The sequence below is a fragment of the Bradyrhizobium lupini genome (assembly GCF_040939785.1).
Taxonomy (GTDB): Bacteria; Pseudomonadota; Alphaproteobacteria; order Rhizobiales; family Xanthobacteraceae; genus Bradyrhizobium; species Bradyrhizobium canariense_D.
Genome location: NZ_CP162553.1, coordinates 3842345 through 3863822, shown reverse-complemented (window position 1 = coordinate 3863822; position 21478 = coordinate 3842345). Strand labels below are relative to the sequence as shown.

Below are 21478 nucleotides of genomic sequence, written 5' to 3'. Positions count from 1 at the left end.
CGAACAACGGAGGTTACGAATGATCGACCATATGGGCTTCCCGGTCTCCGACTATGAGCGCGCCAAGGCGTTCTACGCCAAGGCATTGGCGCCGCTCGGCTACAGCCTGATCATGGAGGTCACGCAGGAGCAGACCGGACACGATCCAGCCGCCGGCTTCGGCGCCGACGGCAAGCCGGATTTCTGGATCGGCGGCGAGGGCGCGCTGAACAAGCCGGTGCATGTCGCGATTCTGGCGAAGGACCGCGCCACGGTAGACGCGTTCTACAAGGCGGCGATTGCAGCGGGCGGGCGCGACAACGGGCCGCCGGGCATCCGGGCGCATTACCATCCGACCTATTACGGCGCCTTCGTGCTCGACCCTGATGGACACAACATCGAGGCGGTTTGCCACGCGCCGGAATAGATAAGTTCCATCCTTCGGCCGGAACCTCGTTCCGCGCGCGCCGTTGTCGTCCCTTGCAAGAAGGAGCACGACATGGCCAACGACAATGCCCGCGACGTCGACCGCGTATGGGATCTGATGAAGACGATCGGATTCGCGATGCTGGTGACGCGCGATGGCGACAAGCTCCGCGCGCGGCCGATGAGCGCCTATCTCGACCGCAACGCGAACACGATTTATTTCCTCACCGACGCGCGGCGTCACAAGGACGAGGAGATCGCGCGCAATCCGTCCATCAACCTGTCGTTCGCAGATGCCGGCAGCCAGAAATACGTGTCGCTGACGGGCACCGCAATGATCTCCAATGACCGTGCCAAGATCAAGGAGCTGTTCTCGACGCCGGCCAAGGCGTGGTGGGACTCTGCGGAAGATCCGAACATCCGCGTGCTCAAGGTCACGCCTGACGATGCCGAGTTCTGGGACTCGCCCGGCACCGTGATTTCCTATGTGAAGATGGCGGCCGCGGCGGTGACGAACACGCGCCCCGATCTCGGCGACAACCGCAAGGTCTCTATGTAATGCCGATCGAGCCGCCCGAGATACCGCCGTCGACGCCCGGTACGCCCACCGAACCGCCGCCGGGGATTCCGCCGAGCAATCCGCAGCCTGAAATCGCACCGCCGGTGCGCGAGCCCGGCTCGCCAGCGCCGCCCGACGAATTGCCGGGCCGCATGCCTGAAGAGATTCCATCACGCGGACCGAACGGACCGCTCACGCCGAATCCCGCGACGGATGCAAGTCCGCCGCGGGATCGCGCATGAGGCGACGCATCACATCCGAGGCAATTGCAACCTGCGTCTGAATGCGCAATGAACGTCACCATAGTGAGGTGATTTGCGTGCAGAAATAAATCGGGCCGCGTCCGCTTCGTCCGCCACAATCCGGCCTAACGCGTAGCTGTTCATCCGAACACTTCGTCAAAGAACCTTCCGGGGAAGTTCACCACATGACCAACCTTCGTTTCGTGCTGCTTGCCACCACGGCTCTGACCGCGATGCAATTCGCAAGCTCCGCATCGCATGCACAAGGCGCGCCGCCGCTTGTCGTCGCGCAGGCGCAGCCACAAGAGACCGGCCCTGACGGAAAACCGAAGCAGCCGCCGAAGGGACCACCAGCGGCCGCGCCGCCTGCGGCGCCCGCGCGCCCGGCCGCACCGCCGCCCGCAGCTGCACCTCCCCATCCGCCGGCAGCGCCTCCGCCGGCTGCGGCACCGCCGCGCCCAGCAGCGCCGCCACCGCCCCCGCCACCACCTGCGGCCCGTCCGGCACCGCCGCCGCCCCCACCGCCGCCCGCCGCCCCGAAGCAACCTGCGCCGCCCCCGGCTGCGGCTCCGCAACAGCACGCGCCGACACCGCCGCCTCCGGCACCGCCTGCCGCGCGCCCGGCGCCCACGCCGCCAGCGCCGCCACCCGCCGCGGCTCCGCAGCAGCACGCACCCACGCCTCCGCCGCCCGCGGCTCACCCGACACCACCGCCGCCGCCTGCAGCAACTCCTCCAGGGACGCCCAGCGCCGGCGCCCACGGCAACACCGTCGCCTGCGCCGGCCGCTCCGACCGCGCGACCGGGTGCACCCGCTCCGGCTGCACCTTCAGCCACACCGTCACCGACGGCGACTCCTGCGCCGACCGCGACGCCGGCTCCAGGCAGCACGCCGGGCACGCCGCCGACTGGCCGCCCCGGTACGCCGCCCCCCGGCGGACGTCCTGGTGCGCCCCCGGCTGCAGGGTCACCTGCTCCAGGCGCCACGCCCGCGCCGACGGCCACGCCGACCCCCGGTGGCACTCCGACGCCGCCGCCCGGCCGTCCAGGTTCGCCTCCTGCGCCTGGTGCAACTCCGGCTCCGACAACGACGCCGGCCCCCGGTGGCGCCGTGACACCGCCCCCTGGACGCCAGGGTGGTGCGCCTCCTGCTGGCGCACCCGCTGCTGGTGCGCCCGCTGCCGGAGCTCCGCCGACCCAGCCGCAGGCAGGCGCCCCGCCCCGGCCGCCGGCTCCCCCGCCGGCGCCGCTGCACCGAGCACCGTGCCGGGCTCTGCGGCTGCGACCCCGCCGCCCAACAGGGCGCAATACGCGGCGCCCACGGTTGCGCCGGCGTTCCGCGCCGCGCCCACGACGACCACGCCCCTGCCGCCACCGCCGCGTCCGCCGCAGCGTGACCTGACGCCGCTCGCGATCGGTGCAGGTGTCGTCGCCGGTGCCGTGATCGGCGCCACCATCGCCGACTACCGCAACCAGCGCCGCGAGTCGGTCGAAGGCGGCCGCACCGTCTACACCGAGCCGGACCGCATCATCATCCGCGATCCGGGTGGGCAGACCTACGTCCGCGGCAACGATCTCTATCGCTTCCGCTATGGCGCCCGCGACATCCGCACCGAAACTGTCGGCGCCGATACCCGCACCGTGGTGATCCGTCCCGACGGCAGCGAGATCATTACCGTTGTAGGTCAGGACGGTCGGCTGCTGCGGCGAATCCGCAGGGACCCGGCCGGGCGCGAGCTCGTCATCATCGACAACAGCTACCGCGATCCTCAGTCGGTCGGCGGTTTCTATGTCGACGCGCCGCCGCCCGTCGTCAACATGCCCTACGATCGCTATATCGTCGACGCCCAGGAGGCCTCGCCGGACGTGATCTACGAGACGATGGTGGCGCCGCCGGTGCAGCGGATCAACCGTCGCTACACGCTCGACGAGATCCGCTACAGCCCGAATGTTCGCATGCAAATGCCGAGCATCGACCTCAACACGATCAACTTCGAGACCGGATCGTGGACCATCCCACCGGACCAGGCGGCGAAGCTGCAGTCGATCGCGGACGGTCTCAACCGTGCGATCCAGGCCAACCCGCGCGTGGTGTTCCTGATCGAAGGTCACACCGACGCGGTCGGCAACGACGTCGACAATTTGTCATTGTCGGACCGTCGTGCGCAGTCCGCGGCCGAATTGCTGACCCAGCAATTCGGTGTGCCGTCTGAAAACCTGACGTCGCAAGGCTATGGCGAGCAGTACCTGAAGGAGCAGACGCAAGGACCGAGCGCGATCAACCGGCGCGTCACCGTCCGCAACATCACGCCGTTGCTCAACGGCGGCCAGGCCTCGCTGCCGCCGCCCCCGCCCGGCACCGCGCCGCCGCGCTGAGGCGACACACAAATGCAAAATGGCCGGGAGCAATCCCGGCCATTTTTGTTTCGTAGCCCGATGGAGCGAAGCGTAATCCGGGTTCTATCGGCTTAGTTAGAGAATCCCGGATTTCGCTGCGCTCCATTCGGGCTACGGGCGCGTCAGCCCTTGTCGCTCTCCAGCCGGAAGATCTGCGAGCCTTCACTGCCCGACAACAGACCCGTGTCGCTGTAGAGCTTGAGCTTGGCGCGGGTATCGTTGATGTCGAGGTTGCGCATGGTGAGCTGACCAATGCGATCGGCCGGCGTGAACGCCGCGTCCTCGACCTTCTCCATGCTGAGCCGCTCCGGCGCATAGGTGAGGTTCGGGCTTTCGGTGTTGAGGATCGAGTAGTCGTTGCCACGGCGCAGCTCGAGCGAGACCTCGCCGGTGACGGCGCGCGCGACCCAGCGCTGCGCGGTCTCGCGCAACATCAGGGCCTGCGAATCGAACCAGCGGCCCTGGTAGAGCAGGCGTCCGAGGCGCATGCCGCTGATGCGGTACTGCTCGATGGTGTCTTCGTTGTGGATGCCGGTGACGAGGCGCTCATAGGCGATGTGCAGCAGCGCCATGCCGGGCGCTTCATAGATGCCGCGGCTCTTGGCCTCGATGATGCGGTTCTCGATCTGGTCGCTCATGCCGAGGCCGTGGCGGCCGCCGATGGCGTTAGCTTCGAGGAACAGCGCGACGGGATCAGAGAAGGTCTGGCCGTTCAGCGCGACCGGCTGGCCTTCCTCGAAACGCACCACAACCTTCTCGGCCTTGACGTTGCAGTCGTCACGCCAGAACGGCACGCCCATGATCGGGTTGACGATCTTGATGCCGCTGTCGAGACTTTCAAGATCCTTGGCCTCGTGCGTCGCGCCGAGCAGATTGCTGTCGGTCGAATACGCCTTCTCGGCGCTCATCTTGTAGGCAAAGCCCTGCGCCGTCATGAACGCCGACATCTCGGCGCGGCCGCCGAGCTCGTCAATGAACTGCTGGTCGAGCCAGGGCTTGTAGATGCGCAGGCCCGGATTGGTCAGGAGGCCGTAGCGATAGAAGCGCTCGATGTCGTTGCCCTTGAAGGTCGAGCCGTCGCCCCAGATGTTGACGCCGTCCTCCTTCATCGCCGCGACCAGCATCGTGCCGGTGACGGCGCGCCCGAGCGGCGTGGTGTTGAAATAGGTGATGCCGCCGGTCGAGATATGAAAGGCGCCGGACTGGATCGCGGCGATGCCTTCGTGGACGAGCTGCTTGCGGCAATCGACCAGCAGCGCTTTCTCCGCGCCGAACTCCATCGCCTTGCGCGGGATCTCGTTGTAATCGGCCTCATCCGGCTGGCCGAGATTGGCGGTATAGGCGTAGCAGCGCGCGCCCTTCTGCTTCATCCAGAGCAGCGCCGCGCTGGTATCGAGGCCGCCCGAAAAAGCGATGCCGACTTTCTCCCCTTGGGCAGGCTTTTCAGGATCGTGGTCATGGGGCTTCCAATCGGTCTCGAAGGGCTGATGTCGTTTCACGGGTTGACCGCGCGAATATCAAATTTCGCGGGGCTCGGCACCCCTTTAATGGCTCAAACTGACGGCTCGGCACCCGTCTTGCGTCCGAACAGGCGCTGGCGGAGCCGGTAAGCGGGCATGTTCAGCCGAGTCAGGGCGGCATCGACCGCCTCGTCGGAAAACCGGGTCCGCGGCCAGCGGTAAATCAGCGCGTAGGCAAACCAGATCACGACGAAGGTGACGAGGCCGGCGATCGACACGTCGGTGAAGAAATGGCCACCAAAGGCCATCCGCAGCCCGCTGGTCACGAGGCCGAACACCACGGCTCCGGCATAAGCGAGCGGTCGCCACGCCGGCGGTGCCAGTGCGGCCGGCGCCAGCGTCCAGAACGCGGTCGCGCCCTCGCCCGAGAAGAACGAGCAGTTGCGCGCGCAGCCCCCGCGCGGATCCCACCACGGCACGAATTGCTGGTCGCCGGCGAACTGCGTCACCACCACCGGGCGCGGCCGGCCCCAATAGGACTTGAAGGCGAGATTGGTGAGGATGCCGGCCGACATGATGATCGTGACCAGCAGGAAGACGATCGCGCGACCGGATACCATCAGCGGGCGGTCGGGCCGGACCATCTTGACCACGAGCGCGATCAGCGCAGGCAGCACGAACGCCCAGGCGACCCACATCGCGGCGTCGCGCGCGAAGCCGGCCCAACCGTTCAGCTTGAGCGGAAACGTTTTCGTCTCAGGGTCGAAGAACAGCGCGGCGAGCTTGAGATCAAGCTCGGGATAGAGGCCGAAAACGACGCCGATCACGAGCCACAGCGCCAGGGCGATGAAGAGTCCAGTCCGGTTCATGGCGCGCGGTTTAGCCCAGTGGGAAAGGGATGAAAACCCCGTGACAAGTCAGAAAGTCACCGCGCATCCGGCCGCGAATTCGACGGCAGCGGCGGAGGCGGCTGGCGCGCAGGCGGCGGATTGCGCCAAGCGCCGGCATTGCGGCCGGCGATCAGCCAGTAGACGACGCCGGCGACGATGCCCGCGCCGGTCATGATCTCCAGATGCCGCCGCACAATGCCTTCGAATTGCAGCGTGTCGGAATGAAACGGGACCAGGCCGAGATAGCAGGCGAGCCCCACGACGCCTCCGCCCACGGCATAGGCGAGCGCGCTGCGGATGTAGAGCGCCTCGGTGATCGCCACGATCACCGCCGCCGGCACCAGCGCAAAGCCCGAGACGAAGATGAAGCCGAACCCGAGCAGGATATCGATCGTGCCCTGATCGACGGGACCGGCGCCGAGATCGGCGAACTCCGGAAACAACAGCGCGACGACAACGATCATGCCGCCGACGAAACAGGCGGCGAGGAAGCCGATGAAGATGACGACGAGGCGGCCGATCAGGGACATGATGGGAACGAATTGGTGACTGACGGCGTCGCCACATCCACAATCGTCATGCCCGGGCTTGACCCGGGCATCCACGACTTGCTCTCTCGTGGCTCGACGTGGATGGCCGGGTCAAGCCCGGCCATGACGGGCGTTGAGAGCGTCGCCATCATCAATATCAATCCGTCATCGCCATGGCCCGCAGCGTCTGGCGTTCACGGGCCGAGAGCTTTTCCGTCTCCGACTTGAGCTGGCCGCAGGCGGCGAGGATGTCGCGGCCGCGCGGAGTGCGCACCGGCGAGGAATAGCCGGCGTTGAAGACGTATTCGGAGAATTTTTCGATCTGGTCCCAGTCCGAGCACTCATAGGCGGTGCCGGGCCAGGGGTTGAACGGGATCAGATTGATCTTGGCGTGAATGCCCTTGAGCATCTTCACCAGCAGCTTGGCATCGTCGAGCGAATCGTTGACGCCCTTGAGCATCACATATTCGAAGGTGATGCGGCGCGCGTTCGAGGCGCCGGGATAGTCGCGGCAGGCCTGCAGCAATTCCTTGATCGGATATTTGCGGTTGAGCGGCACCAGCTCGTTACGCAGCTCGTCGCGCACCGCATGCAGCGAGATCGCGAGCATCACTCCAATCTCCTCGCCCGCGCGCACGATATTCGGGACCACACCCGAGGTCGACAGCGTGATGCGGCGGCGGGAGATGCCGATGCCTTCGTTGTCGCCGACGATCAGCAGCGCGTCGCGCACCGCGTCGAAATTGTAGAGCGGCTCGCCCATGCCCATCATCACAATGTTGGTGACGCGGCGCGTACCGTCTTCGCGATCGGCCCAATCATTCAGACGATCGCGCGCCACCATCACCTGTCCGACGATCTCCCCGGCGGTGAGATTGCGCACCAGGCGCTGCGTGCCGGTGTGGCAGAACGAGCAGTTCAGCGTGCAGCCGACCTGGGAGGACACACACAACGTGCCGCGATCGGTTTCGGGGATGTAGACGCACTCGACTTCATGCGCCCGCTCGACATTGTCGCCGCTCGGCAGCCGCAGCAGCCATTTGCGGGTGCCGTCGTTGGAGATCTGCTCGGCCACGACTTCGGGCCGGTCGACGGTAAAATGTTGCGCGAGCTCGGCACGAATGCCCTTCGAGACCGACGTCATCTCTTCGAAATTCTGGGCGCCACGGAAATACATCCAGTGCCACAGCTGCTGCACGCGCATCTTGCGCTGCGCCGGTGCAACGCCGATCTCGCCGAGGCGATCGGCAAGCTCGGTGCGCGACAGGCCGATCAGCGAGGGCCTCGCCGGCGGCACATAGGTCTCGAGCGGAGTCTTCTCCACCAGTGTTGCGTTGTGCGGCTCGGTCGTCGGTTGCATGGAATGGCCTGATTTAGGTGGTCGTTCTGGGATGGTCCAAAGGACTAAACCCGGAACCTCGAGATTCCGAGTTCGATGCTACGCATCGCCCCGGAATGACGGGAGAAAATCTGGAACGCGCCCTATATAGCAACCGGAACGGCCGATTGCGACCTTATCGACCGCAGGCTTAACGCCTGCAATCCTGCGCGATCTTGTCGAGCGCCTGGGCAAGGCCCTTCAGCGAAAAGGTGTCGGTGGTCTCGGTTCCCTTGGACGACATGCCCTTGACCACGAGATCGGCGGATTTGCGCATGGCCTCGACCATCCGCTCTTCCTCGGCCGCGTTCTTGATCCAGAGACCGTCGCCCTGCGAGTACATGGCGAAAGCGGCGCCGCCCACCTCGACCGAGGATTCAGAGCCCGGCTTCAGCGCATAGCCGATCATGACCGAGACTTCGTTGTTGACCTTCTCCGCCGGGCGGGTGGAGACGAAGGCATAGGCAGGATCGCGCGGCCGATTCGGCGGGTTGGTCTTCGACGACGACGGCTTGGCCAGCGCGAAGCAGACCTTTTTGCCGTTGGGCGCGGCCGAATAGGCGCCCCAGGTGCCGAACTGACCGATCAGGGTTGGCTCCGCGCCGCCGGCAACCGCCGCGTGCGGGGCCGCCGGCTTGCTCTCGGGCTTTGCAGCCGTCTTTCCGGTCGTATTGGCCGCCGGCGCGGCCGGTTTCGGCGCGGCCTCTTTCGGTGCAGTCTTGGGCGCAGGCTGCGCCGTCTGCGCCCGCGCGGAATCGATGATTCCACAGGCCGCCACGCCCGTCATCAAAGCTAAAATCAGCACCCGCCACATGCTGGAGTGGTTCCCTCAATATTGTGACTGGAAGATGGCCCGGTCGCGCATTGTCCCCGGGGCAGGGATAGCCGGGAAAGTCCAATTTGGGAAGGCAGTTAGCGAAGGTCGCGGCGACTAGGCCCTGGATCGCGCCGCGCGTTGTTCCGCCCATTGCGCATCGGTCCAGCGCAACAAATCCTCGGCGCCGGAGCTGCGCAAATGCGCGCCACCGTCGATCACCACCATCTCGCCGTTGATGTAGCCGGCACGGTCGGAGACCAGGAAGCTGGCGAGGTCGGCAAGCTCGGGGTGCTCGCCGGCGCGTCCCATCGGGTTGCGCGCGGCCCACCCTTCGTCGCGACCCTCGGGGCGGAGCTGGCCCGAGGCGCCGGCGGTCGGGAACGGTCCCGGCGCGATCGCGACGGTGCGGATTCCCTTCGGGCCCCATTCCACGGCGAGACTTTTGGTCATCGCCAACACGGCCGACTTCGCCATCGCCGACGGCACGGTGAAGGCGCGACCGGTGATGGTCGAGGTCGAGAGGATCGAGAGCACGACGCCGCCATGCTTGCCGTCGATCCAGCGCTTGCCGGCGGCAAGCGTGCAATACATCGCACCATGCAGGGTCGGCGCGAGAATCGCATCCGCGGCGCGGAATGAGAGATGCTCACTCTGCGCGATGAAAGTCGCAGCCGCATTGTTGACGAGAATATCGAGCGGCGCCCCGCGCCAGATCGCGTCCATCATGCTCTCGACGGCGGTGCCGTCGCGGATATCGCAGGCGATCGTGGTGACCTTGCCGCCGGTCTCTTCGCGCATCTTGCTCGCCGCCGCCTCGAGCCGATCGAGCTTGCGGCCGCAGATCACGAGCTCGGCGCCGAGCGCGAGGAAACGGTGCGCCATTGCAGCACCGAGGCCCGAACCGCCGCCGGTGACGAGGATGCGCTTGTCCTTGAGCAGGCCTGTTTCAAACATGGTTTGAATCCTTCTTGTTTCGTCGTTGCGCGCGCAGCGGGAAACCGTACCGCGGAAATAGGCTTCGCTACGCTCCCAATGACGGGAGGATAGGCTCCTGCGTTCCAACTGACAAAGAAACCGGATTGTCGCCCGCACCTAAATCCGGCAGAAACGGGCAAACTATAAATCTACTCGAAACGCCCAGTACTTCACTTCTCAAGAAGGTGCCGCCATGAAAGCCATCCTCTGCTCGCAATATTGCCAGCCCGACGATCTCGTTCTGGCCGACGTGCCGGATCCGGTGGCCGGTCCCGGCGAAGCCGTGATCGCGATCAAGGCTGCGGCGCTGAACTTCTTCGACATCCTGATGATTCAAGGCAAGTACCAGATCAAGCCGCCATTCCCGTTCTCGCCGGCCGCCGAAGTGGCTGGGGTGATCGAGAGCATCGGTCCCGGCGTGACTGATCTGAAGATCGGCGATCGCGTCGTCGCCTCCTGCGGCCACAACGGCGCGCGCGAAAAGATCGCGCTGCCGGCGGCATCGATCGTGAAGATCCCCGACAATCTCGATTATGACCGCGCGGCCGGCATCATCATCATCTACGGCACCGCGCTGCATGCGCTGGAAGATCGCGCGAGCCCGAAGCCGGGCGAGACGCTCGCGGTGCTCGGCGCCGCCGGCGGCACCGGACTTGCCGCGTGCGAGCTCGGCAAGCTGATGGGCCTGAAGGTGATCGCCTGCGCCTCGTCGGACGAGAAGCTCGAATTCGCGAAGGCGCACGGCGCAGAACTCGCGCTCAATTACGGCAAGGAAGATTTGAAGGAAGGCCTGCGAAAGCTTACGGGCGGCAAGGGCGTCGACATCATCTTCGATCCGGTTGGTGGCACCTATGCCGAGCAGGCCCTGCGCTCGATTGCCTGGGAAGGCCGCTTCCTCGTGATCGGCTTCGCCGCCGGCGACATTCCGAAGATGCCGCTGAACCTCGCGCTGCTGAAAGGCTGCGACATCCGCGGCGTGTTCTGGGGCGCATGGACCCGACTCAACCCGGAAAAGAACCGCGCCAATCTCGAGAAGCTCGTGAAGTGGACAGCGGAAGGAAAGATCTCCTCGCATGTCGATCGCGTCTTCCCGCTGGCGCAGACGGCGGATGCGCTCAAGGTGCTCGCCGGACGCCAGGCGATGGGCAAAGTGATCCTGCATCCGTGAGGCTATGCGGCGCGACGTGTGTCGGTACGGCCGCTCGCCACGAGCTCAACTGTCATCGCCCGGCTTGACCGGGCGACCAGTACTCCGAGACGTCAGTCATTGAATCGAGAAGCCGCGGCGTACTGGTTTCCCGCCTTCGCGGGGAATGACCGCGAGCGCGGGACAGGCAGTGTCCGCGCCGCCGCCGGGTCAATCCCCGTCAACCATTGTCGACAAAATTGCGGGGCATTCCTCCGCCTCGCCTCAATCAAACCCAAATATCTCCCGATTCGCGCAAGCCGCCGACGTTTTTTGGGCTGATTCAGACGGCGATTTACCGGCTCCAGTTTGCGGGGCATTTCTGGACAACAACAAAAAGACTGAAGCCGGGATGCCCCAGCGTTGCGTTAGTAGTGGGGAGCATCACCATGGAGACGACGGCGTACCGCCCGTCCACGGAATCGAGATCGTTCGATTCCGATCAAGCTGCATCACATCCGGCCGTCGCGTCCTATATCCGTGCGCGCGCCGCGCGGCTCGATCTGTCACCGGAAGATCCAATTCCACTGTTCCTGTCCGATCCGCTCGGTGTGCCGGAGTCAGGCGAATATACGGCGCGGGCGTTGGGTCCCCGGCTCAGAATTGTCCCGCGTGTTCTCGCGGCGGTTCTCATCGCATCCACGCTGGCCGTTGCGGCCGCGCTGTATCAGCCCAGTCTCCGCAATCTCTTCGCCGCCGACGCTGCCGGCCCGACGGGTGCCGAGCTGGACCAGGCCATGGCGTCGGCCAACGTGCCGGACAGGCCTCAGACCGCGTACAAGGACCCGGCGCGCTTGAGCAACACAAGGCTGGCGAGCGCTGACGCGCAGGATCTCCCCGCAGCCTCAGCTCCGAGCCGCGAAGCGATTGCGACTGCCTATCAAACCGCGCTGCAAGCCCAGGCGCCCGGGCCAGTCGCGGCGCCGCCTGCGCCCCCACCGCCCGCTAAGACGCTCGATGCCGACACACTGGCTGGGCTGATGGCGCGCGCGAACGGTCTGTTGGCGGTCGGCGACATTGCCGCGGCGCGCCTGCTGCTCGAACGGGCCGCCAATGCACAGGATGCAACGGCTGCATTTCTGCTCGCGCAAACCTATGACCCGGCGGTGCTGGGCACGAGCGACGCGCGGCGCGTTGCTGCCGACGCGACCGCCGCGCGCGACTGGTACCAAAAGGCCGCAGGCCTTGGATCGGCGGAGGCGCGGCAACGCCTCGCCCAGCTTCAGAACTAGAACTCTTTAGGGGATATCATGCGTAACGCTTTGAGAATGGCGCTTGCCGCCATCATGATGATCTATGCTTTCGCGGCACGCGCGGAGCAGACCGAATATGATCCGGCCAAGGTCTCTGACAGCCTGAAAGCCATCTTCCAGTTCGGTTCGACCTCGACCAAGCAGTCGCTGAACGCCAACACCGTGACGTTGATCACCGGCACGATCGGCGGCACCTATGTGCAATTCGGCGCCGACCTCGCCTCCGTGCTCGACGACGGCAACAGGATTCGTGTGTTGCCAATCGTCGGCCGAGGTTCGGTGCAGAGCGTTGCCGACATCCTGTTCCTGCAAGGCGTCGATCTCGGAATCGTCCGCGCGGATACGCTCGACTATCTCGAGCGCAAAGGTTTTGCCAAGGACATCAAGAAGCAATTCACCTATGTGACGAAGCTCTACAACGAAGAGATGCAGGTGATCGCGCCAAAATCGGTCGCGACACTCAAGGATCTGGAAGGCAAAACTGTAAGCGTCGATCTGCCCAACGGCGGCACCTTCGTCACCGCGCTCACCGTGTTCGAGCGGCTCGGGATCAAGGCGAAATTCGTTTATGTCGAGCAGCGCATCGCGATGGAGAAACTGAAGGCCGGCGAGATCGACGCCGTCATCGTGGTCGGCGGCAAACCGTACAAGTCCGTTTCGACCTTCGGCAATGACGGCCGCTTCCACCTTGCGACCGTGGATTATGCAAAGCCCCTCCAGAGCGACTATCTGCCGGCGACGCTGACCGCCAAGGACTATCCGAACCTGGTCAAGGAGGGCGAGAGCGTGGACACCATCGCGGTGCCGGCGGTGCTCGCGGCCTACAACTGGGCGCCCAACACCGAGCGCTACCGCAAGCTTGCACTGTACGTGGACGCGTTCTTCACGAAATTCCCGACGCTGCAGAACCCGCCCTTCCATCCCAAGTGGAAGGAGGTCTCGCTCGCGGCGCCCCTGGCGGGCTGGAACAGATTGCCGGTGGCGCAGCAATGGCTCGACCGCCACGGCGTCGAACCGGTGACGCGGCAACGCTTCGAGGCGTTCCTGCGACAGAGCCCCTCGGCCGCAAAAGTGTCCGACGCGGACAAGGAAACGCTGTTCAAGCAATTCCAGGCGTGGGACGCCGAAAAGGCCCAGGCCCAGGCCCAGGCGCAGGCGGAGAAGAAGTAGCGAGCAGTCATCCACACATACAGCTGTCATCGCCCGCGAAGGCGGCGATCCAGCATTCCGAGACGGTTATGGTTCAATCGGTGGGCCGCGGCGTGCTGGATTCCGCACCTTCGCGAGGAATGACAGCGGAGTATGCGACGACAGCTATTGCGCGGCTTCCGGCTCCACCTCATCCACCCCGCGCTTCAGCGCGGCGCGGGCGGCTTCGCGATGCTCGTTCGTGATGTGGCTGGCAACCATGCGGATCGCGGTGGCGAGTACGGCGGCGTCATCGGTGAAGCCGAGGATCGGCATCACGTCGGGAACGAAATCAAACGGCAGGATGAAATAGGCGATCGCCCCGAGCAGCGAGGCCTGGACATGGCGCGGCGTCTGTCGGTCGAAGGCGCAGTAATAGGCGGCGAGCAGATCCTCCGCGAACGGCAGATGCGCGGCGACACGCTTCAGCTTGCGCCAGAAGCGGCGGCGCACGCTCTCACGATCTTCCGCGAGCCGGTCGGCGGGCTCGAAACCGACGCTGTGTTCGGCAGCCATGTTCGACAAACTCCCCGTTCCAGCCTGGGGTGGCAGATCGCCGCATCCCGTGCTGATCACAAGATGGGGACGCGGCCTTCCCCTGCAAGACGTCAGCCTGGTGTCAGCTTGGCGATGGCGTTCATCGCCTTGGCGAGCTCGATGTCGAGCGCGGTGACGCCGCCGGCGTCATGGGTCGACAGCACCACCTCCACCGTCTTGTAGACATTGCGCCATTCGGGGTGGTGGTCCATCTTCTCGGCGACCAGTGCCGCGCGGGTCATGAAGCCGAACGCCTCGTTGAAATCCTTGAAGACAAAGGTTTTCCCGATCGCCTCGCGTCCTTGAGCCTCGGTCCAGCCAGGTAGTTCGCCCAGCGCCTGCCTGCGTGCCTCCGCCGAGAGCCGTTCTGTCATCCTCGCCTCCGTCCTTTCAGGGGAACTTTACCCTAACACCGCACTGACGCCCCGGGTTCATACGGGATTGGACCCCATCCGCTAACCATGACGGAGATGTAACCCTGCCGGACAAGAAATTTGCTACATTTGCAGGCGTAAACCGCCGGCCAAGATGAAACTGAGCCTCAAGCGAATGTTCGGGAGATCGATGACCGGGGGATTGGACCTGGCCGAAGCGCCCACCCCGCCCTCGCCGCGATCATCGGCGCGGAAGACGGCGCTCGTGACTCTCGCGCTGGTGCTCGCGATCGTTGGCGCGCTCGCCGGCGGCTATTACTTTGCCATGCGGCCGGTGACGCTGAAGATCGCGGTCGGCCCCGCCAACAGCGATGACGTCAAGGTCGTGCAGGCACTGACCCAGGCCTTCGCGCAGCATAAGAGTTCTGTGCGATTGCGCCCGATCCAGACCGACGGCGCCACCGCCAGCGCCAATCTGCTCGCGGAAGGCAAGGCCGATCTTGCCATTGTGCGCGGCGACGTCGACGTACCGAAGAACGCGCAAGCGGTTGCGACCCTGCGCAAGAACGTCGTGGCGCTATGGTCCGTGTCCGGCAAGGGCAAGAAGAAGGGCGCGAAGATCACCAAGATCGCGCAGCTCGCCGGACATCGGGTCGGCGTGGTCGGCCGCACCCAGGCCAACGTCAATTTGCTCAAGGTGATCCTGCAGCAATACGGTGTCGATCCCGCCAAGGTCGAGATCGTGCAATACCCGGCAACCGAAGCCGTCGAAGCGATCAAGGCGCAGAGGGCTGATGCCTATCTCGCGGCCGGTCCCGTCAACAGCAAGATCACGGCGGAGGCGATCGCCGCTTCCACCAAGGATTTCGGCACGCCGACCTTTCTCGCGATCGATTCCGCGGATGCGATCGCCCAGAACCATCCGGTCTATGAAGCGGCCGAGATTCCCGCGGGCACTTACGGCGGCTCGCCCGATCGTCCCGATGACGAGGTCAAGACCATCAGCTTCTCGCACCACATCGTGGCGCGCAAAGCAGTGTCCGAAACCACCATCGCGGCGTTCACGCGCCAGCTTTTCTCCGTACGCCAGCAATTGGTGACGGAATTCCCGCTGGCGGCGAAGATCGAAACGCCCGACACCGACAAGGATGCGGTGATTCCCGTGCATCCCGGCGCCGCCGCTTTCGTCGACGGCGAAGAAAAGACCTTCCTCGACAGATACAGCGATTACATCTGGTGGACCCTGATGGCGCTCTCGGCCATGGGCTCGATCGGCGCCTGGTTTGCGGGCTATCTGAAGAAGGACGAGCGCGACAACAACAGCCATCTGCGCGAGCGGCTGCTCGACATGATCACCGCCGCTCGAAAGAGCGAAACGACCGAAGATCTCGATCAGATGCAGACCGAGGCCGACGAGATCCTGCGCGACACGCTGCGCTGCTACGACCACGGCGCGATCGAGGAAGGTGCGCTCACCGCCTTCAACATCGCGCTCGACCAGTTCCATGCGGCGGTTGCCGACCGCAAGGCGGTGCTGTTCAGCCTGCCGCAGAACCTGCAGCGCGCCGGTGCCCAATTCCGGGCCGCTGGCAACGCGTAAGCGCTCGCGCGTTATCGCCGCGTCACATTGTCTCAATATAGCGTCTGCTTCACCATGGCGACCGCCCTGGGCGATCGCCTCACGCGATATCGAGACCGTCTTCATGAACATCAAATTCTCCCGCCGCCGTTTCCTGACGACCAGCGCCGGCGCGCTCGGCGCGGTCGGAATGCCCCATCTCTCCCGCGCGGCCGACCGGCCGGCGGTGACCCATGGCGTGCAGTCGGGCGACGTCACCGTCGACAGCGGCGTGGTCTGGGCGCGCACCGACCGGCCCGCACAGATGCTGGTCGAGGTGGCGACGACGGAGTCGTTCAGGGATGCCCGCGCGCTGCCGCCGATCGCGGCGCTGCCCGACAGCGACTTCACCGCGAAGATGCTGATCGAAAACCTGCCGGGCGGACAGGACATTTTTTACCGCGTCCGCTTCCGCGATCTTTCGCACACCGCGGTGGAGGGCGAGCCGGTGACCGGCCGCTTCCGCACCGCACCCGCCGACCGTCGCGACGTCAGCTTCGTCTGGGGCGGCGACGTCGCAGGACAAGGCTGGGGCATCAACCCTGATGACGGCGGCATGTTCACCTTCTCGGCGATGCGCAAGCACCGTCCGGATTTCTTCCTGCACTCCGGTGACACCATCTATGCCGACGGCCCTATCCAGTCCGAGGTGAAGCTCGCGGACGGCAAGATCTGGAAGAACGTCACGATTCCCGAGAAGGCCAAGGTCGCCGAGACGCTGGACGAGTACCGCGCCGCGCACAAATACAATTTCACCGACGACAATCTTCGCGCCTTCAATGCCGAAGTGCCGATCTTCGTGCAGTGGGACGACCATGAGGTGACCAACAACTGGTCGCTGTCGAAGGAGCTGCCGGCGACCTACAAGGAGCGCGACATCGCACTGCTTGCGGCCCGCGCAAGCCGTGCCTTCCACGAGATGTATCCGATGCGCGAGAGCATCGTCGAGCCCGGCCGCGTCTATCGCCAGATCTCCTATGGTCCCCATCTCGACGTGTTCGTGCTCGACGAGCGCAGCTATCGCGGCCCGAACGGCCCCAACCTCGAAACCGTTTACGGCCCGGCCAGCTATTTCCTCGGCCCGGACCAGATCGCCTGGCTCAAGCGCGGCCTGTTGAATTCTCGCGCGACCTGGAAGGTGATCGCCTCCGACATGCCGCTCAGCCTCGTCGTGTCAGATACGGCAAAGGGCGGATCGGAAGCCATTGCGCAGGGCGACGGCCCGGTGCGCGGCCGCGAGTTCGAGATCGCCGACATTCTGCGTTTCATCAAGATGGCGCCGATCAGCAACACCGTATGGCTGACCGCGGACGTGCATTACGCCGCCGCGCATTATTACGATCCGAACAAGGCGCAATTCCAGGATTTCGAGCCGTTCTGGGAGTTCGTGTCGGGGCCGCTTCACGCGGGCACATTCGGTCCGAACGCGCTCGACAATACGTTTGGGCCGGAGGTGCGTTTCGTCAAGGCGCCCGGGAAAGACAACCAGAACCTGCCGCCGTCCGCCGGCATGCAGTTCTTCGGTCACGTCAAGATCGACGGCGCCTCCGGCCAGATGACGGTGACCTTGCGCGACCGCGCCGACGTCGCGCTGTGGTTGACCACGCTCGATCCGAAGCCGGCCTGACGCCGTATCGCTAGTTCGCCGCGCGGACCTGGAGCGCCGCCTCCAGCGCGTCGCTCGAACACGGCTTCTGCAATCGCGGCTGGCCGGCGAATTCGGGCGGGATGCGCGCGTCAGCGCCGTAGCCGGTGACGAACACAAAGGGAATTTTCAGCGCCGCGAGCCGTTCGGCGACCGCAAAGCTGTTCTCGCGACTCAAACCGACGTCGAGCAAGGCGAATTCGGGGGCGTGCGCCGCGATTGCGGCCAGCGCCTGCGCGACTGAACCTACCGTGCGCACGCTCTTCACGCCAAATCCGAGCAGGCGATCCTCGAAGTCGATCGCGATGATCGGATCGTCCTCGACGATGAGGACATCGGCGGGACAGTTCGAATCATCGGAAACGGCGGGTGCCATCATCGTAACTTGGAGCATGAGGTTTCTCTGACTGGGATACCGCGTCACGACGCCTGTACCCGGCGCGGAGGTTCCCGGAACGAAACCACCACATCACAGTTGTTAGGTCTGTCTACTTGTGCACACAGGACCTCGTCGGAACTCGCTAATGTGGAGGCGGATGGAAGTTTAGGATGGACGCGCGGACCAGCAACGCCACCGAGATCGATAGCCGGCCGACCAACAATCTGCTGCGGCGCTTGAGCCCGGCCGACTTCGCGCTGCTCGCACCGCACATTACCGTCGACACGGCCGGGGCGAGCGAGCTGCTCTACAATCCCGGCGACGACGTCCAGGTCGTCCATTTCCCCTGCGGACCGTCGCTCGCGACTTTCCTCGTTCCCAATGAGGACGGCCGTGACGTCGAGACCATCCTGGTCGGCCGCGAAGGCGCGGTGGGCGGCATCGTCAGCGAGGGTTATCTGCCGGCCTATACCCGGATCTGCGTGAAATTCGGCGGGCCGTTTGCGCGAATTCATGTCAGCAAGCTGGAGGCTGCCAAGCAGCGCTCGCCCTCGTTGCGCCATGTCTTCGCTCGCTACGCCGACTGCATGCTGGCTCAGATCTTCCAGTCCACCGCCTGCAACGCCATTCACTCGATCGAGCAGCGCACCGCCAAATGGATGCTGGCGGCGATGGAGCGGACCGGCGACGAGAGCAGCGTGCCTCTGACGCACGAGCAGCTCGCGACACTGCTCGGCGTCGGCCGCAGCTATGCCAGCCGCGTGCTCCAGTCGTTCAAGGCGGAGGGCGTGCTCGACACGCGACGCGGATCGATCCTGGTCCGCAACCGCGAGGGCCTGCGCCTGCGCTCCTGCCTGTGCAACGAGGCCGTGAAGATGCACTTCGAGGAGGTGCTGCGCGGCGTCTATCCGACCGAGGAGAGGCAGGCCGGCTAGCCGCCTGACTCGCTCCTCTTGGGGGATAAGAAGCGGCCGCACTATCCCGCCGCGGGGGAACCTGGGCTAATGTCCCCGCATGAGCGGGGCTTTCCTTCACACTCTCTTCGACATCGCGGCGTGGCTGGCTGCGGCCGTGGCGCTCTACTGGCTGTCGCGACAGGGCTTGCGGTTTCCGGCGCAATCCTTCGAGCGGTCCTACCTCGCCGCTTTGGTGTTCGGTGCGGGCCTTGGCGCCTATCTGTTCGGCTCCGCGAATCTGTGGCTGTCCGGCCAGAGCGGCATCGCGCGCTCCGTGGAAGGAGCGCTGGTCGGCGGCATCGCGGCGATCGAGCTCTACAAAAGGTCCGCAGGGATCACGGTCCGAACCGGCGCCCGTTTTGCGCTGCCGCTGGCGCTCGGCATCGCGATCGGCCGGCTCGGCTGCTATTTCGCGGGCCTCGACGATTTCACCTACGGCACGCCGACGGCATGGCCCTGGGGTCATGATTTCGGCGACGGCATCCCGCGCCATCCCGTGCAGCTCTACGAAAGCGCCGCGATGGGGGCGTTCGCGCTGCTCTACGTGGTGGCCGTCTTGAACCGGAGCGCGTTTGTGATCACCAATGGTTTCTACCTCGTCCTCGTCTATTATGGCGCACAGCGCTTCCTGTGGGAATTCCTCAAGCCCTACGGCACGCTGCTCGGCCCCTTCACGCTGTTTCACCTGCTGTCCCTGTCCATTCTGCTCTACGCCGTCGTCATGCTGGCGAGGGCGCCCAAAGCGAGACCCATGCATGAACGCGCCGTTGCGTAAGTCGCGCCCCTATATCTTCTGGGGCCAGACCCAATCTCTCTGCGAGACCTGCCTGAAGCTGGTGCCGGCCAAGATCCAGATCCTCGACAACGAGGTTTGGTACCAGAAGCGCTGCAAGGAGCATGGCGTCCAGTCCACGCTTGTGTCGACGGACGCCGCCTATTGGCGCCTGTGCAAGGATTTCATCAAGCCGGGCGACCGGCCGCTGGCCTTTCAACGGCATACCGAATTCGGCTGCCCCTATGATTGCGGCCTGTGCCCCGACCACGAGCAGCATTCCTGCCTCGCGCTGATCGAGATCACCGAGCATTGCAATCTGACCTGCCCGGTGTGCTTTGCCGATTCCTCGCCGGCGCGGACCAGCTTCACGCCGCTGGCCAAGGTCGAGCGAATGCTGGACGCGCTGGTCGCGAGCGAGGGCGAGCCTGATTTGGTGCAGATCTCCGGCGGCGAGCCGACGCTGCATCCCGACTTCTTCGCGATCCTCGATGCGGTGCGCGCCCGCCCGATCCGCCATGTCATGATCAACACCAACGGCCTGCGTATCGCCCGCGAAAAGGATTTCGTGGCGCGGCTCGCCGAGAACAAGCGCGGGCTCGAGGTCTATCTCCAGTTCGACTCGCTCGAACGCGACGCTTTGATCAATCTGCGCGGCGCGGATTTGCGCAAGATCCGTCAGCAGGCGCTGGAGAATCTCGAGCATTACGGCGTATCGACCACGCTGGTGGCGACCATCAAGCGCGGTGTCAACGATGCCGAGATCGGCGACATCGTCCGCCACGCGCTGACCTGGAAGTGCGTTCGCGGCGTCACGCTGCAGCCGGTGCAGGACGCCGGCCGCAACGAAAATTTCGACAAGAACACCGATCGCATCATGCTGTCCGAGATACGCAAGCGCGTGGTCGAAACCGGCGTGTTCGGCGACAAGGACATGATCCCGCTGCCCTGCAATCCCGAAAGCATCTCGATCGGTTACGGCCTGCGCAACGGCGAGAAAGTGCTGCCGCTGACCTCGCTGATCCCGCAGGAGCAACTCGTCGCATTGTTGCCCAATACGATAAGCCCGGAGAAGCATCCGGCGCTGAGGGAGAAATTCATCGATCTGTTCTCGCTGTCCTCGGGACCGCTGAACACGAGCGAGCGCGTCTGCGAATTGCTGTGCTGCCTGCCGAGCTTCGAGGTCCCGCAGGGTATCACTTACGAGAACGTATTCCGCGTCACCATCGTGCAGTTTCTCGACCGCTTCAATTTCTGCGTCGGCAACGTCAAGCGCAGCTGCATCCATTTCGTCACCGAGAACGGCGCGATCATCCCGTTCGACACCTACAATCTGTTCTACCGAAACGGAAAGATCGACGGCATCCGCGCCGAACTGGCGGCGCAGTCAACCGAAGGAGTCTTGCAGGCATGAGCATCAGCGACACGCCGCCGCCAGCCCCTCCGGGACCGCTTCCTGGACCGCCGAACAAGCGCGGCGGCTGCCTGACCGCGATCATGGCGATCTTCGGGATCCTCATGCTGCTACCCGGTGCCTGCGCATTGCTGTTCGGCGGAATGTCGGTGATCGAGGGCGGCCGGATGGGTTCCGACGTGGCACCGCTGGTGTTCGTAGGCCTGGTCGTGGGGCTGGGCGGGGTCGCCCTGATCTGGGCCGCGATCAAGGGCCGGCGCGGCTGAGCCCGGCTTTTCGCCTAACCCCCGGGAATTCCCGGACAAAATTCAATCAACCAACGGCCAAAGAACACATTGTTTTTTGGCGGTTTTTTGCCTATATTGCGCCGCAACGCGTAGGGTGCCCGGTCGATATGCCGGGCTTTCCCTTTTGGGCGGAAAGCGCCCCGTTTCCAGTCTTCAAGCGTTGTTTCGAGAAGAGGTCCCGGTCTGACCGGCGAGATCGCGCTTAACCCATTGTCCG

At 64.9% G+C, this 21478-nt stretch carries 22 protein-coding genes and 1 pseudogene; 13 read left to right on the top strand and 10 right to left on the bottom strand.

Going from position 1 to position 21478, the window contains the following annotated elements:
• Positions 1-19: 19 nt before the first annotated feature.
• The 3 genes from AB3L03_RS18215 to AB3L03_RS18205 all read left to right on the top strand — a co-directional run bounded on the left by AB3L03_RS18215 (position 20) and on the right by AB3L03_RS18205 (position 1206).
• Positions 20-406, top strand: a complete 387-nt coding sequence (locus AB3L03_RS18215; protein WP_007598770.1) for a VOC family protein — start codon at positions 20-22, stop codon at positions 404-406.
• A gap of 72 nt (positions 407-478) precedes the next feature.
• On the top strand, positions 479-964 hold the full coding sequence (locus AB3L03_RS18210; protein ID WP_018459773.1) for a pyridoxamine 5'-phosphate oxidase family protein: 486 nt from the start codon (positions 479-481) through the stop codon (positions 962-964).
• Positions 964-1206 carry a hypothetical protein gene (locus tag AB3L03_RS18205; protein ID WP_018459772.1) on the top strand — a complete coding sequence of 81 codons (243 nt, stop codon included), beginning with the start codon at positions 964-966 and terminating at the stop codon, positions 1204-1206. The genes AB3L03_RS18210 and AB3L03_RS18205 overlap by 1 nt, the downstream gene beginning before the upstream one ends.
• Positions 1207-1362: 156 nt before the next feature.
• On the opposite strand, the gene AB3L03_RS18200 is transcribed toward AB3L03_RS18205, so the two are convergent.
• Positions 1363-1935: a hypothetical protein gene (locus AB3L03_RS18200; protein ID WP_368509002.1), complete on the bottom strand. Its 573-nt coding sequence runs from the start codon at positions 1933-1935 to the stop codon at positions 1363-1365.
• A gap of 533 nt (positions 1936-2468) precedes the next feature.
• On the opposite strand from AB3L03_RS18200, the gene AB3L03_RS18195 reads away from it, so the two are divergent.
• Complete coding sequence (locus tag AB3L03_RS18195; RefSeq protein WP_018459770.1) at positions 2469-3581, top strand: OmpA family protein; 1113 nt, start codon at positions 2469-2471, stop codon at positions 3579-3581.
• 143 nt (positions 3582-3724) lie between these two features.
• Here the strand turns inward: AB3L03_RS18195 and argG are convergent.
• The 6 genes and pseudogenes from argG to AB3L03_RS18165 form a co-directional block, all read right to left on the bottom strand.
• Positions 3725-5061, bottom strand: a pseudogene (gene argG, locus AB3L03_RS18190) (argininosuccinate synthase).
• Positions 5062-5154: 93 nt separating this feature from the next.
• A complete protein-coding gene (locus AB3L03_RS18185; RefSeq protein ID WP_018459768.1) occupies positions 5155-5931 on the bottom strand; it encodes a phosphatase PAP2 family protein in 777 nt (258 codons plus the stop codon).
• 56 nt (positions 5932-5987) lie between these two features.
• Positions 5988-6482, bottom strand: a complete 495-nt coding sequence (locus tag AB3L03_RS18180) for a hypothetical protein (RefSeq protein ID WP_018459767.1) — start codon at positions 6480-6482, stop codon at positions 5988-5990.
• Positions 6483-6639: 157 nt separating this feature from the next.
• The gene (gene rlmN / locus AB3L03_RS18175) at positions 6640-7842 is read right to left on the bottom strand and encodes a 23S rRNA (adenine(2503)-C(2))-methyltransferase RlmN (RefSeq protein ID WP_018459766.1); all 1203 of its coding nucleotides are present in this window, start codon (positions 7840-7842) and stop codon (positions 6640-6642) included.
• A 169-nt stretch (positions 7843-8011) separates the two neighbouring features.
• On the bottom strand, positions 8012-8674 hold the full coding sequence (locus AB3L03_RS18170) for an invasion associated locus B family protein (RefSeq protein ID WP_018459765.1): 663 nt from the start codon (positions 8672-8674) through the stop codon (positions 8012-8014).
• A gap of 117 nt (positions 8675-8791) precedes the next feature.
• Positions 8792-9631, bottom strand: coding sequence for an SDR family oxidoreductase (locus tag AB3L03_RS18165; RefSeq protein WP_085354310.1), 840 nt, complete (start codon positions 9629-9631; stop codon positions 8792-8794).
• A 214-nt stretch (positions 9632-9845) separates the two neighbouring features.
• Between AB3L03_RS18165 and AB3L03_RS18160 the strand changes: the two genes are divergently transcribed.
• From AB3L03_RS18160 to AB3L03_RS18150, 3 genes are all read left to right on the top strand, one after another.
• A complete protein-coding gene (locus AB3L03_RS18160) occupies positions 9846-10820 on the top strand; it encodes an NADPH:quinone oxidoreductase family protein (RefSeq protein WP_018459762.1) in 975 nt (324 codons plus the stop codon).
• 407 nt (positions 10821-11227) lie between these two features.
• Entirely contained in the window at positions 11228-12070 is an 843-nt protein-coding gene (locus tag AB3L03_RS18155; RefSeq protein WP_085348513.1) for a hypothetical protein, read from the top strand.
• Positions 12071-12088: 18 nt separating this feature from the next.
• A complete protein-coding gene (locus tag AB3L03_RS18150; RefSeq protein ID WP_204512884.1) occupies positions 12089-13261 on the top strand; it encodes a TAXI family TRAP transporter solute-binding subunit in 1173 nt (390 codons plus the stop codon).
• A 144-nt stretch (positions 13262-13405) separates the two neighbouring features.
• On the opposite strand, the gene AB3L03_RS18145 is transcribed toward AB3L03_RS18150, so the two are convergent.
• Together AB3L03_RS18145 and AB3L03_RS18140 are read right to left on the bottom strand one after the other, a co-directional pair.
• A complete protein-coding gene (locus tag AB3L03_RS18145) occupies positions 13406-13795 on the bottom strand; it encodes a YkvA family protein (protein WP_018459760.1) in 390 nt (129 codons plus the stop codon).
• Between the two features lie 92 nt (positions 13796-13887).
• Positions 13888-14190 carry a 4a-hydroxytetrahydrobiopterin dehydratase gene (locus AB3L03_RS18140; RefSeq protein WP_018459759.1) on the bottom strand — a complete coding sequence of 101 codons (303 nt, stop codon included), beginning with the start codon at positions 14188-14190 and terminating at the stop codon, positions 13888-13890.
• Between the two features lie 154 nt (positions 14191-14344).
• Here AB3L03_RS18140 and AB3L03_RS18135 point away from each other — a divergent pair, with 154 nt between their 5' ends.
• Positions 14345-15790 (top strand): TAXI family TRAP transporter solute-binding subunit, encoded by a 1446-nt coding sequence (locus AB3L03_RS18135; protein ID WP_018459758.1) that lies wholly within the window; start codon positions 14345-14347, stop codon positions 15788-15790.
• 103 nt (positions 15791-15893) lie between these two features.
• Entirely contained in the window at positions 15894-17435 is a 1542-nt protein-coding gene (locus tag AB3L03_RS18130; RefSeq protein WP_368509001.1) for an alkaline phosphatase, read from the top strand.
• Positions 17436-17445: 10 nt separating this feature from the next.
• Here the strand turns inward: AB3L03_RS18130 and AB3L03_RS18125 are convergent, their stop codons facing one another.
• On the bottom strand, positions 17446-17847 hold the full coding sequence (locus tag AB3L03_RS18125; RefSeq protein ID WP_085359643.1) for a response regulator: 402 nt from the start codon (positions 17845-17847) through the stop codon (positions 17446-17448).
• A gap of 155 nt (positions 17848-18002) precedes the next feature.
• Between AB3L03_RS18125 and AB3L03_RS18120 the strand changes: the two genes are divergently transcribed.
• From AB3L03_RS18120 to AB3L03_RS18105, 4 genes are all read left to right on the top strand, one after another.
• Positions 18003-18767 carry a Crp/Fnr family transcriptional regulator gene (locus AB3L03_RS18120; RefSeq protein WP_085348517.1) on the top strand — a complete coding sequence of 255 codons (765 nt, stop codon included), beginning with the start codon at positions 18003-18005 and terminating at the stop codon, positions 18765-18767.
• 79 nt (positions 18768-18846) lie between these two features.
• Positions 18847-19563 carry a prolipoprotein diacylglyceryl transferase gene (locus AB3L03_RS18115; protein WP_085348518.1) on the top strand — a complete coding sequence of 239 codons (717 nt, stop codon included), beginning with the start codon at positions 18847-18849 and terminating at the stop codon, positions 19561-19563.
• The gene (locus AB3L03_RS18110) at positions 19544-20974 is read left to right on the top strand and encodes a radical SAM protein (RefSeq protein ID WP_368509000.1); all 1431 of its coding nucleotides are present in this window, start codon (positions 19544-19546) and stop codon (positions 20972-20974) included. Before AB3L03_RS18115 ends, AB3L03_RS18110 begins: the two co-directional genes overlap by 20 nt.
• Positions 20971-21240, top strand: coding sequence for a hypothetical protein (locus AB3L03_RS18105; protein WP_368508999.1), 270 nt, complete (start codon positions 20971-20973; stop codon positions 21238-21240). The genes AB3L03_RS18110 and AB3L03_RS18105 overlap by 4 nt, the downstream gene beginning before the upstream one ends.
• Positions 21241-21478: the final 238 nt, after the last annotated feature.

What these genes read in the sequence shown, in the direction of transcription:
- AB3L03_RS18215 (WP_007598770.1), top strand. Translation starts at nt 20, where the DNA reads ATGATCGACCATATGGGCTTCCCGGTCTCCGACTATGAGCGCGCCAAG.
- AB3L03_RS18210 (WP_018459773.1), top strand. Translation starts at nt 479, where the DNA reads ATGGCCAACGACAATGCCCGCGACGTCGACCGCGTATGGGATCTGATG.
- AB3L03_RS18205 (WP_018459772.1), top strand. Translation starts at nt 964, where the DNA reads ATGCCGATCGAGCCGCCCGAGATACCGCCGTCGACGCCCGGTACGCCC.
- AB3L03_RS18185 (WP_018459768.1), bottom strand. Translation starts at nt 5,931, where the DNA reads ATGAACCGGACTGGACTCTTCATCGCCCTGGCGCTGTGGCTCGTGATC.
- AB3L03_RS18180 (WP_018459767.1), bottom strand. Translation starts at nt 6,482, where the DNA reads ATGTCCCTGATCGGCCGCCTCGTCGTCATCTTCATCGGCTTCCTCGCC.
- rlmN (WP_018459766.1), bottom strand. Translation starts at nt 7,842, where the DNA reads ATGCAACCGACGACCGAGCCGCACAACGCAACACTGGTGGAGAAGACT.
- AB3L03_RS18170 (WP_018459765.1), bottom strand. Translation starts at nt 8,674, where the DNA reads ATGTGGCGGGTGCTGATTTTAGCTTTGATGACGGGCGTGGCGGCCTGT.
- AB3L03_RS18165 (WP_085354310.1), bottom strand. Translation starts at nt 9,631, where the DNA reads ATGTTTGAAACAGGCCTGCTCAAGGACAAGCGCATCCTCGTCACCGGC.
- AB3L03_RS18160 (WP_018459762.1), top strand. Translation starts at nt 9,846, where the DNA reads ATGAAAGCCATCCTCTGCTCGCAATATTGCCAGCCCGACGATCTCGTT.
- AB3L03_RS18155 (WP_085348513.1), top strand. Translation starts at nt 11,228, where the DNA reads ATGGAGACGACGGCGTACCGCCCGTCCACGGAATCGAGATCGTTCGAT.
- AB3L03_RS18150 (WP_204512884.1), top strand. Translation starts at nt 12,089, where the DNA reads ATGCGTAACGCTTTGAGAATGGCGCTTGCCGCCATCATGATGATCTAT.
- AB3L03_RS18145 (WP_018459760.1), bottom strand. Translation starts at nt 13,795, where the DNA reads ATGGCTGCCGAACACAGCGTCGGTTTCGAGCCCGCCGACCGGCTCGCG.
- AB3L03_RS18140 (WP_018459759.1), bottom strand. Translation starts at nt 14,190, where the DNA reads ATGACAGAACGGCTCTCGGCGGAGGCACGCAGGCAGGCGCTGGGCGAA.
- AB3L03_RS18135 (WP_018459758.1), top strand. Translation starts at nt 14,345, where the DNA reads ATGAAACTGAGCCTCAAGCGAATGTTCGGGAGATCGATGACCGGGGGA.
- AB3L03_RS18130 (WP_368509001.1), top strand. Translation starts at nt 15,894, where the DNA reads ATGAACATCAAATTCTCCCGCCGCCGTTTCCTGACGACCAGCGCCGGC.
- AB3L03_RS18125 (WP_085359643.1), bottom strand. Translation starts at nt 17,847, where the DNA reads ATGCTCCAAGTTACGATGATGGCACCCGCCGTTTCCGATGATTCGAAC.
- AB3L03_RS18120 (WP_085348517.1), top strand. Translation starts at nt 18,003, where the DNA reads ATGGACGCGCGGACCAGCAACGCCACCGAGATCGATAGCCGGCCGACC.
- AB3L03_RS18115 (WP_085348518.1), top strand. Translation starts at nt 18,847, where the DNA reads ATGAGCGGGGCTTTCCTTCACACTCTCTTCGACATCGCGGCGTGGCTG.
- AB3L03_RS18110 (WP_368509000.1), top strand. Translation starts at nt 19,544, where the DNA reads ATGAACGCGCCGTTGCGTAAGTCGCGCCCCTATATCTTCTGGGGCCAG.
- AB3L03_RS18105 (WP_368508999.1), top strand. Translation starts at nt 20,971, where the DNA reads ATGAGCATCAGCGACACGCCGCCGCCAGCCCCTCCGGGACCGCTTCCT.